The organism is Stenotrophomonas koreensis, from assembly GCF_001431525.1.
Lineage (GTDB): Bacteria > Pseudomonadota > Gammaproteobacteria > Xanthomonadales > Xanthomonadaceae > Stenotrophomonas > Stenotrophomonas koreensis.
Map to the genome: position 1 here is coordinate 1 of NZ_LDJH01000033.1, position 10,574 is coordinate 10,574.

Genomic DNA, 10,574 nt, shown 5'->3' on the forward strand with positions numbered 1-10,574 from the left:
TACATCGAGCGCCGCCACAACCCCAGGATGCGACGGCGACGGGTCAAACAGGATCAGAAGTTTTCAGCCCTTTCCAAACAGTCCGTGATTTCGGGGTAGAACCCCCTGAAGTATTGAAGTGCGTGAATTGATAACGCACCCGCCGTTCAAGCCGGGTGAGAAGCCAGGACGGGGATCATCAAGCCATCTGCATGGGAAGAATCTGCTTCGACCATGCGCTGCCGTGTCAATCTGCTGGAGCAGCACTGAGATAGTGGTAAGCGGCGCGTACTGGCGTTTGTCGCCGTCATCATGCCGGTGACATCGTGCTCAATCATTCTGGCGCGCTACCCCTCCTGAAGCGCAGGTGCGAACAGGCGATCTGTCTGCTCTGACATGCCGGCTTGCCGAGCAGGTCCTGTCTGCCAAGACCGGGTGGCCTCGATGGCGTTGTGCCGGGCGTGACAACCAAGGCAAGGTGCTGGCCCCGCGGGGCCAGCACCTGTTTGCTCAGAAGCGGTAGGTCCCTTCGATGCCATACATGCGCGGCATCGGGGCGGTCACACCGAAGTCGCGTTGCTGCACGAACTGGCGGCCGACAGCCGGGGCCACGGTCGGTACGTTGATGTACGGGGCCGAGAAGCTCAGGTAGCGGATGCCACCGGCAGCGGTCTGGTCCTCGAACACGTTGTTGACGTAGGCGGTGATGCGCCAGGCATCGTTGGGCGTCACGCTGAAACGGAAGTTGCTGATGGTGCTGGCGCCCAGCCTGGCCAGGTTGTGCACCTGCAGGTAGCGCGCGCCCTGGTAGGTGGTGTCCCAGTTGGCGCTGTAGCCCCAGCCATTGGAGAACTCACCGTTGTAGGCCAGGCTGGCGGTGGCCTTGTGGCGTGGCACCAGCGGTGACTTCTTGCCGGCCAGGCTGCCGAACTCGGAGTTCATGTTCGGGTTGGGGTTGGCGGCATCGGACACCAGGTCGGCCTGGTCCTGGTTGAGGAACTTCTGGATTTCCGAATCGGTGAAGGCATACACCAGACCAGCCATCCAGCCCGGGGCAAACATCCATTGGCTTTCCAGCTCGAACCCGCGGATGCGGGTTTCACCCACGTTGACGGTGTAGGTGGTGTTGTACGGCACGCCGTTCCACTGCATGGCCGAGGCCGCCAGGCTCAGCCCCTGGTTGTCCCAGTCCATCTGATAGATGTTGGCGTTCAGGCGCAGACGGTTGTCCAGCCAGTCGCTCTTGATGCCCAGCTCGAAGTTGGTGACCTCTTCTTCCTGCACCTTGCTGAAGCCATCGGCCATCAGTTCGGCGCGGGCGGCGTCGGTCAGGCCGGCGTAGTACACAAAGGTGTTGAAGCCGCCGGGCTTGTTGCCCTTGGAGAACAGCGCAAACAGGTTGACGTTCTCGGCCGCCTGGTAGCTCAGCGTCCAGCGCGGGGTGAAGCTGGTATACGTGGCCGAGGCGGTGTACTTGTTGGTGAAGGTGCCGCCGCCGGCGCCGCCCAGGGTCACGGTGCTGCTGCCGTCCAGGGTGAGTTCGTCCTCGGCGTAGCGGGCTTCCAGCGAGGTGGTCCAGCGGTCGTTGATGTGCCAGCGGATCTGGCCATACACGGCACGGTTCTCGGTGACGTTGCCGGGGATGACCGGCGTGGAATTGGGTGAGGACAGGGTGCCGGTGTAGCCGGGCAGGCCTTCGAACTTGTAGTAGTACACGCCAAACAGGCCCGCCAGGTCCTTGCTCTGGTCACTGCTCAGGCGCAGGCCCTGCGAGATGTCCTTGGATTGGACGTAGTTGAAGCTGCCCAGCGCCCCGGGAATCACAAAGCCGCTGGAAAGCACGTAGTTGTGGATGCCTTCGTAGCTCTGGTCAAAACCGGAATAGCGGTTTTGGCGGTTGTAGCCGGTGGTGGAGCTAAGCAGCCAGCCGGCGGGCAGGTTGTAGTCCACCTTCAGGCTGTAGCGCGTGGATTCGCTCTCCAGCCCGGCCTTGCGGCCGATGGCATCAAAGCCGGGGGTGTTGATCTTCCACTGTGCGGGCAGCGGCAGGTCGCCGCAGTAGTAGCCCTTGGTGCGCGACACCATGTAGTTCGCCGGGTCGGTGGGATCTGCGGTGGGCGTAGGCAGGTAGCAGTTGTTGTTGGCCGAACCGAGCATGGAAATGGCGACGTGGTCGTCCTCGGTTTCCTGGCGGGCTACCCGGAAGACGATGTCCAGGTTGTCAGTGGGTGCCCACGCCACCGCACCCATGAAGCCCTGTGTATCGGTGCCACCGAGGTCCTTCTTGCCGGAGGTAGCGTTGTAGTAGAGGCTGTCGTAGCCACGCTGGTTGTAACCCAGCTCGTAACCGAAACTACCGTCTTCGCTGCCGCCGGAGTAGTACAGGCCCACCTTCTGTTGGCCATGGTTGCCAAAGCCCAGGGTGAGCTTGCCACCGGCCACGCTGCCCGGGCGGTGGGTGATGTAGTTGATGGCACCGGCAAAGGTGCTGCGGCCAAAGGCGGCGGCCTGCGGGCCACGCAGCACTTCCACGCGCTGCACGTTGTCCAGGCCATAGGCGGAAATGTCACCGCCCACGTAGATGCCATCAATGAACAACGAGGCGTTGTACTGCACCTCGGCGGTGGTGGCCTGGGTGATGTTGGACATGCCGCGGATCACCGGCACTTCATTGGTACGGCCGAAGGTGGGCGACACCGAGAAGCCAGGGGTCATGTTGGCGATGTCGCGGATGTCGACCAGGCCTTTTTCCTCGATGACCTTCTCGGACATCACCGAGATGGCCAGGGGGGCCTTCTGCAGGGTTTCCTTGACGCCTCGGGCAGTGACCTCGATGGACTCCAGCTGGGTGACAGCGGCGTCCTCACTGGTGGTGGCCTGTTGGGCAAAGGCATGGCCGGAAGCCAGCATCAGTGCCATGGAGATGGAAGCGCAGAGCAGATCAGGTTTGAAATTCTTCATGTTGTCGTTCTCGTTCTGAGGGACAGCAATGGCAGAGGTGGCGTAGGTGAAGCAGTCGTACGCCGTTCGTGATGGAGCGACTTGCATCGGCCTCCGGAGCGGGTCGGACTTTTCGGAAGACCGGCGCCGCAGGCATCCCCGCCTGCGACGCGTGAAACAGCCCCGAAAGCGGGGTTACAGCGGGAGAATCCGGCTGCCCAGCAGGCGGCCGAAGGTCAGTGCAGGGGTCACCATCATTCCGCCGCAGGCGGCCTTGCCCATGGTCTGGCCGGCACCCAGCAGTTCACCTGCGGCGTAAAGGTTGGGAATGGGCGTGCCGTCAGCGCGGATGACCTGCAGCTGCGCATTGACGGCCAGGCCCACCGCTGACGAGGTGGCCGAGCCCTGCATGCGCAGTGCATAGAACGGGCCTTGTTCCACCCGCGCAGGCAGATGCTGGCGGCCGAAGAAATCGCTGCCGGTGTCCACGCCGTAGTTGTAGCCGTCGATGGTGGTCTGCAGTGCGTCAGGATCAAGCCCGGCGGCATCGGCAAGCGCATCCAGCGTGGGTGCGCTGAGGAAGGCCGGCCCGCCCTCGGCGAAGGCCTGCTGCAGTTGCTCGCGGCTCCAGTTGAGCAGGATGGGAGGTGCGTTATCGAGGATGTGCTGGTCGAACACGATCCAGAAGCGTCGCCCGGTCTGTACCGAAAGGGCCATCTCGCGCGCATCCACGCTGGGAATGTCCTCGCGGATGAAGCGCTTGGCCTCGGCATTGACGTAAACCTCCCACGGCTGGCGCATCTCCGGGTAGGTGATCACCCGGCCAGCCAGCTGGCATGGGAACTGGTCGCTGTTCAACAGGCTGCCGAAGTTATTGTAGACGTTCTCATGCCCGCGCAGATAGCCGCCGGCGGCCAGCCCCAGCGCGATACCGGCGCCGCGGGCAAAGGGGTAGGGCTGTGCGGTGTACTGCGGGTAGCCATTGAGCTGTTCAAACAGCGCCGGGTTGGCGGCGTAGCCACCACAGGTCAGCGTGGTGAAGCGGCCCGGGAACGTGTGCAGCGTGCCCTGGGCATCGCGCGCCACCACACCGGTAATGGCGCCATCATCGTCCTGTACCAGTTCGGTGACCTCGTGTTGCAGATGCAGCGTGATGCGCCCGGCAGCCACCTGTTCCATCACCAGCGGCACCAGGGTTTCGCGCACGCTGTGCCCGCCCTTTTCGCCCCAGTAGTAGCGGTCCTTGAGATACGCCTCGTGGGCATTGCCGGCTACCGGGTGATCGGGCAGGGCGCGAAAGCCCACGTCCTCCAGCCAGTCAAAGGTGTCGGCGGCGTGGTCCACCGCCAGCCGCACCAGGGTGGGATCGGCAGTGCCACGGCTGATGCGCATCACATCGGCATAGTGCTCGTCAGGCGAGTCGGCAATGCCCTTCTGCTGCTGCAGGCGGGTGCCGGCGGCGCTCATCTGCCCGGAGGCGACCCAGAGCGTGCCACCCAGTTCGCTGGCGTGATCCAGCAGCAGTACATCGGCACCGCGTTGTGCGGCAAACAAGGCCAGGGGCAGCCCCGACGAGCCGCCTCCCACCACGATTACATCCCATCTACGCGTCACTTCGATCCCCTGTTGCGTCGTTGCGGTATTGGGTTGGCCGCCATGGCCGGCAGCGGTACGCGCTAGCCCGCGGCTCGCATGTGCGGTCGCTGGTCCACGGCCGGGCGGGGGTCCACCAGCACGCGCAGGGTGCGCAGCAGGGTGGCCTCGTTGGCGGCAAGGCGCTCCTGTTCGGCTACGGCATCGCTGCCGCTGCGGCGGACCTCGTGCAGCGGTTTGCCGCTCAGCTCGGCCAGCTGGCGCTCCAGGCGGTCCACGCGGTCATTGGTGGCGATCAGTTCCACGGCCAGTGCCAGCGTCACCGCAAAGCACTGCTCGGTTTCCTGGTTTTCCATGCTGTACGGGCGTTGCCCGCGCGCGGTGTTGAGCAGTGCAAGCACGGCATCGGCGGCGGAGGTCATGCGGGGGTTCCTTGGGTTTCAGGCTTGCGGGCGGCAATGACGTACCAGCGCAGTGCACCGGCCACGGCGGGAATCTCGTGTTCGCGGATCTGCTCTGACGGGAAGCCGCCGGCCAGCAGGTCCGCGCACAGGTCGGCATTGCTGTAGGCCAGCCAGAAGCGTTCGCCGTTGAAATGCTTCTCCCAGACGATGTCGGCCTTGACCACCGGGTCGGTGATGGACCGCACATTGACGTCCTGGTAGATCAGCAGGCCGCCGGGGCGCAGCACGCGCATGGACTCGGCAATCATGGCCTGCCGGGTCTGATCGCTCATCTCGTGCAGCACGTTGTGCGAGACCACCAGGTCAAAACTGGCATCGGCAAACGCCAGCCGGGAGGCATCCATCTGATGGAAGTGCACGGCCACGCCCAGGGACTCGGCACGGGCATGGGCATAACGTAGCATGCCGGCGCCGATATCCAGTGCATGTACCTCGGCATCGGGGTAGCGCCAGGCATACGCGGCAGAGGCGGCGCCTGCCGAACAGCCCAGGTCGAGAATGCGGCGGGGCACAAAGCCGGGATATTCCTGCTCGATCAGCCGCGAGATGGCTGCGGCCTTGCTGTCATCGCGGCGCCCGCCCACCGAGAACGAAAACACGTTGCCACCGGTTTCATACAGTGCGCCGGCGGTGACATCGGTGGGGCTGCGGGCCAGCGCGTAGCCGCCTGGTTGCAGGTGGATGTCGACCTCGGCCACTTCCGGGGACGGATCGTAGCCGGGGTCCAGATGCAGCGAACCGCGCTTGTCGGGCGCCTCGCTCAGTGCCTTGGCGGCGGCTTCAATCCGCGCCTGGTCGCGGAAGATCGGCTCGCCCACCGACATCCACAACATCTCCTGCACGGCGCGGTTAGCCGCGCTCCACATCCGATAGGCCGGCACATCAAACAGCGACTCTTCGATATCGGCCAGCGATTCCGGCGGCCGGCCGTGGCGGGCCTGGAAGGTGGGCGCGCCGGTTTCAGCCAGCAGGCGATGGTTCTGGCTGCGCACCTTGGAGGACAGGATGCGGCGCATCAGCACCACGGCCCGCTGGCGGCTGCCGTCTTCCGGCTCAAGCTGCGCCAGCATCGGGTGGGCGACGTCACGCACCTTCATGTCGGTGTGGGAAGTGGTCATGGCTATGCCTCAGGTGGCCGGAATGTTGGCGTCGCGACGGGCCTGCAGTTCCTGCAGGATTTCCTGGTGACGCTTCTTGGGAAGGTGGAAGCGCGACCAGAAGTAGTAGGAAACGCCGCCCAGCACCGCGACCGAGCCCACCAGGGTCCATGCCAGCGTGTCGACGACATCGGCTGGAATGGAGGTGGCGCCCTTGGGGAAGCCGATGACATCCAGCGCGGTGCCCGACAGCAGCTTGCCCAGCGCACTGCCCATCTTGGTGGCCAGGAAGACGAAGCCGAACAGGAAGCCCTGCGCGGCCAGACCGGTGACGAACTCGTCCTCGTCGGCGGCTTCGGCGCAGACCAGACCGGCCAGCAGCATCAACATGCCCGAGCCAATGCCCATGATGAAGTTGCTCGACAACAGGATCTTGAACAGCAGGTCGCCCGGAGCAATCACGCCCAGCAGCTTCAGGGCGGGCAGCACCGTCACCGCGCCGATGATCAGGATCAGGCTCACCAGCACCATGCGGATCAGTTCCAGGCGCTTGGCGAACACCCGGGCGATGATCATGCCGACGAAGAATCCGGGAATCGCTGCCTGCTGCCAGTAGCCGATCTGTTCGGGGGTCAGGTCCCAGAAGAACACACCCAGATGCGATGCCAGCGAGCGCATCACCGAGGTGGCGGTGGCGGTAAGCAAGGCGCCAATGATCAGTGCACGCAGGTTGGCGCGGCCGAACAGCACCTTACGCCATGCGCCGAGGATGCGGGCCGGGGAGAGATGGTTGCCGGTATATGCCGGGGTATCGCCTACCGTTTCGCGCTCGATCTTCAGCATCCGCTGCCGCGTACCCAGTGCCGACAAGGTGGTGGTGATCACCAGCGCGGTACCGAGCGTGATGGCAAAGGGCAGGTAAGTGGATGGATCGGTCTGCCCGCCGGAGCCGTCGGGCTTCTTGGCAAAGAACAGGTTGAATGCCACGGCCAGCATGGCCGAATCAAACAGCGTCTGCGCCACCGACTTGTACAGCTGCAGCGAGGCGCGCTCGGCCGGGTCGCGGGTCAGCTCGGCCAGCTGCGCCGAGTAAGGAACGATGTACAGACCGCACAGGAAGCGCACCGCGATGGTGCTGACCGTCAGCCATGCGAACAGGGCCCACTGGCCGATGTCGGCCGGTGGCATGAACACGGCCACCAGCGCCAGACCCAGGGGCACTGGTGCCAGGAACATCAGCGTATGCCGTCGCCCGAAACGCGAGTTGCGCAGGTTGTCCGAGTACGAGCCGATCGCCGGGTCGGCGAAGGCGTCCACCAGCATCGCGATGAACAAGGCCAGGCCCGCCAGCGAGCCGGGCAGGCCCAGCACCTGTGTGTAATAGAACAGGACAAACAACTCCAGCGAGCGCAGCACGATGTATTCGACCGGCCAACCGAGGCTGAAGAACAACTTGGTGTGGATCGGTAACGCGCGTGTTGCTGGAACGGTCATGAAGTAGGCCTCTCGCTCGGTGGAGCTGATGGGTTCTTCTTGATTGTCCGGACAAACTTTGGTAAATACAATACTTAAATTTTTATCTGTCCATAAATAATTTTTGCTCCGGAAACATGGACGCCAGACGCCTCCGCTACTTCGCCGCCGTCGTTGAACAAGGGGGATTTGCACAGGCCGCCGCGTCGCTGCACGTAACCCAGCCGGCCATCAGCATGGCGGTGCGACGGCTGGAAGAAGACGTGGGTGCAACCCTGCTCGACCGCCAGACCAAGCCGATGACGGCCACTGTTTTCGGCAAGGCGGTCTACCACTCCTGGAAAACGCACGCCAACGAGCATCAGCGCCTGTTGCGCGAGCTGCGCAGCATTGCCGACCTCAATACCGCACAGGTCAAACTGGTGCTGGGCGCCACCTTCCCGTTGCGGCCGGTCATCAATGCGCTGGAATCGCTGCGCAAGCGCTATCCGGGATTCCGCCTGAATGTCACGATGGGCAGTTACACCGGTGATGTGGCGTCGGTCATCGACGGATCGGTGGACATGATCCTGAGCCAGTTGCCTGCCAACATGGGTGACCAACGCATTGCCCACGAGAGCCTGATCAGCGACCGCTTCCGCGCCGTTTGCCGGCGCTCGCATCCGCTGGCCGGGCGCGAACAGGTGCAGTGGTCGCAGCTGGCGGCGTATCCTTGGGCCGGTGCGGGGCCGTTTGATGCGTTCCTGCCGGGCTGGAGCGAGGCGTTCGTCCGCCACGGGGTCGCCCCGCCGGAGCCAGTGCTGCAGACCACCTCCATCGTGGCAATGATGGCCGCGCTGCTTGAACACGATTACCTGGCGATTCTGCCGGTCGGCTGTTTCGCCGAGGAGATCGCCAAGGGCTTGATGCAGGTGCTGCCGGTGCCAGGTTTCGAGTGGCCGCAGGAGAAGGGCGCAAGCTGGATGGCCTCGCGCTCGTTGTCGCCCGGCGCTGCGGCGTATCTGGACGAGCTGCGTCTTGAGCTCGGTAACCGGAAAGGGCAATAAAAAAAGGTTCATCTCCCAATTCCGGGGAACGCAGCGCGGATTTTGAGGAAGAAGTAGGCGTCATCGCGGTAGCCGTAGGCGATGCGCTTGATGACCTTGATCCGGTTGTTGATGCCTTCGACCAGGCCGGTGTGCATCGGCCAGCGGACCCGGCTGAGGATGCCGCGCCAGTAGGGGCGCAGGCATTTTGCAAAGTGCATCAAGGCCGGGATACCGCTCTCCCGGGCGTGGCGCAGCCACTGCTTCCAGGCCCTGCGCCAGGCCCAGGCCGTCGGCACGTTCCATAGCGCCTTGAGCTGTTCCTTCATCACATAGACCCCCATCAGCGACTGGTTGGCTTCCAGCACCTCGGCCAGCCGGATCTGCTCGTTGTCCTTCAGGTTCCCCGGGTTGCGCAGCAACAGCCAGTGCGAACGCTTGACCACCCGGCGTGCCGGCCTGTCGTGGCGCAGCTGATTGGCTGCATCCACCCGCACCCGGCTGATCACCTCGCGACCGTACTTGGCGATTACGTGGAACAGGTCGTAGACCACACGGGCATCCGGACAGTGCTGCCGGACCTCCAGGTCGTAAGCCGTGTTCATGTCCATCGCCACGGCTTGGACCTGGGCGCAGCGCTCGGGCCCGAGCAGTTAGAAGAATGGCCGCACCTCGGCGCGGCTGCGGCCACGGCCCACCCACAGCACCCGCTTGCGCTCCACGTCGACCACGACCGTGGCGTAGCGATGGCCCTTCTGGATCGCGAACTCATCCATCGCAATCCGGCGTACGCCGTCCAGGTCAATTGGCCCCATGCGGCGCTCCAACGTCCGGAAGTCGATCGCCTTGGCCGTCTTCCAGTCGATGTCGTGCCAGTGGGCGGCATACCTCACCGAGGTTGCCGTACACAGCCGGGCCACGCTGTCGGCCAGCCGCCGGGTCACCCGGGCGTACCGCTCCAGCCAGTCCAACTGCTCCAGCCGCGGGCCGCAGCGTGGACAGGCCAGCCGCAACCGCTCGACCTCCAGCTCCACCGGATCCTCGAACAACGACAGGTCGCGGATCCGGCGCACCGTGCGGTCGTGAATCGCCTCAACCGCCTCGCCGCAGCCGCTACAGCAGCGAACCTGGTCAGGTGCTGGCGTCAGCTCCAAGATCAGCCAGCGACGAGCTGCGCGTGGCTCGTGCCGCCAGCCCGCCACCCGATATCCCGCCCAGCCACCCAGTTGCGCAATACAATCCCCGTCGGCCACGGCCGGCCCCAGCTTGTTGCCTCGAGAACAACAATTCTGCCCGGTCGGCCGTGCGCCTCTCTCCCCTCAGTTGGGAGAAGAACCTTTCCTTGGCCGTCCCCAGCAGCGACTGATGGTAGTCCCCCGTAACGCGAAGCTGGTTGATGATTTCCTCTGCGATGCACTGGCGGCGTGGATCGCTCAGGTCAGGGGCGGGCTGACTGATGCAGGTTTCAAAGCGCTTGGTCCATCCACTGCCATGCTTACTGTACTCATCACGGTACTTGCGCACTGGCAGTTGCGGGTCAGCCAGCGCGGCATTGACCTCCGGGCTGAGGAAGCGGTTGTAGCCAGGTGAGGGCTGCGCCTGGCTGCTGGCTGCTGCCAGCAGCAACGCCGCACTCAGGCTGAGGGACAGCCATAACGGGATTGGATGGGGCATTGACCACTCCTTGTCAGTACACGGGATCCGACACCGAATCTATCCCAGTGGCTGGATGTCAGATTGTGATTCCGGTCAAGTGTTGCCTGCGGCGGGCAGCCGTGTGGTGCAACCGGTGGGGTGATGATGTGCCGGGGTGGTCGCCTTTGTCCGCCGTCCTGCGAACCGGGATCAACTGCCCGCAGGGTCGCCCGCGGTGGTTGGCAGCGGGGCGGGCAGGCTGGCCTGACGCAGGCAGTGCTGCAGCGGTGTGTCCGGCTGCGCCTGCATGCAGTGCAGGCTGTGCTGCACCAGCGGCTGTCCGTCGGCATCGAACCAGCCGCGGGCCA

7 protein-coding genes and 1 pseudogene are annotated in these 10,574 nt (G+C 64.4%); 1 reads left to right on the forward strand and 7 read right to left on the reverse strand.

Annotated elements, in window-relative coordinates:
• Positions 1-489: 489 nt before the first annotated feature.
• The 5 genes from ABB25_RS13870 to ABB25_RS13890 all read right to left on the reverse strand — a co-directional run bounded on the left by ABB25_RS13870 (position 490) and on the right by ABB25_RS13890 (position 7,567).
• On the reverse strand, positions 490-2,940 hold the full coding sequence (locus ABB25_RS13870) for a TonB-dependent receptor (RefSeq protein WP_160319446.1): 2,451 nt from the start codon (positions 2,938-2,940) through the stop codon (positions 490-492).
• 174 nt (positions 2,941-3,114) lie between these two features.
• Positions 3,115-4,533 carry an FAD-dependent oxidoreductase gene (locus tag ABB25_RS13875; RefSeq protein ID WP_160319447.1) on the reverse strand — a complete coding sequence of 473 codons (1,419 nt, stop codon included), beginning with the start codon at positions 4,531-4,533 and terminating at the stop codon, positions 3,115-3,117.
• Between the two features lie 62 nt (positions 4,534-4,595).
• Entirely contained in the window at positions 4,596-4,934 is a 339-nt protein-coding gene (locus tag ABB25_RS13880) for a hypothetical protein (protein WP_057667833.1), read from the reverse strand.
• Positions 4,931-6,094 carry a class I SAM-dependent methyltransferase gene (locus ABB25_RS13885; RefSeq protein ID WP_057667835.1) on the reverse strand — a complete coding sequence of 388 codons (1,164 nt, stop codon included), beginning with the start codon at positions 6,092-6,094 and terminating at the stop codon, positions 4,931-4,933. The genes ABB25_RS13880 and ABB25_RS13885 overlap by 4 nt, the downstream gene beginning before the upstream one ends.
• 9 nt (positions 6,095-6,103) lie before the next feature.
• A complete protein-coding gene (locus ABB25_RS13890; protein WP_083488366.1) occupies positions 6,104-7,567 on the reverse strand; it encodes an MFS transporter in 1,464 nt (487 codons plus the stop codon).
• Between the two features lie 116 nt (positions 7,568-7,683).
• On the opposite strand from ABB25_RS13890, the gene ABB25_RS13895 reads away from it, so the two are divergent.
• Positions 7,684-8,592, forward strand: a complete 909-nt coding sequence (locus ABB25_RS13895; RefSeq protein ID WP_057667840.1) for a LysR family transcriptional regulator — start codon at positions 7,684-7,686, stop codon at positions 8,590-8,592.
• 8 nt (positions 8,593-8,600) lie between these two features.
• On the opposite strand, the pseudogene ABB25_RS13900 reads toward ABB25_RS13895, so the two are convergent.
• Together ABB25_RS13900 and ABB25_RS14950 are read right to left on the reverse strand one after the other, a co-directional pair.
• A pseudogene (locus tag ABB25_RS13900) lies at positions 8,601-9,806 on the reverse strand (ISL3 family transposase).
• Positions 9,703-10,245 (reverse strand): hypothetical protein, encoded by a 543-nt coding sequence (locus tag ABB25_RS14950; RefSeq protein ID WP_244477836.1) that lies wholly within the window; start codon positions 10,243-10,245, stop codon positions 9,703-9,705. Before ABB25_RS14950 ends, ABB25_RS13900 begins: the two are co-directional and overlap by 104 nt.
• Positions 10,246-10,574: the final 329 nt, after the last annotated feature.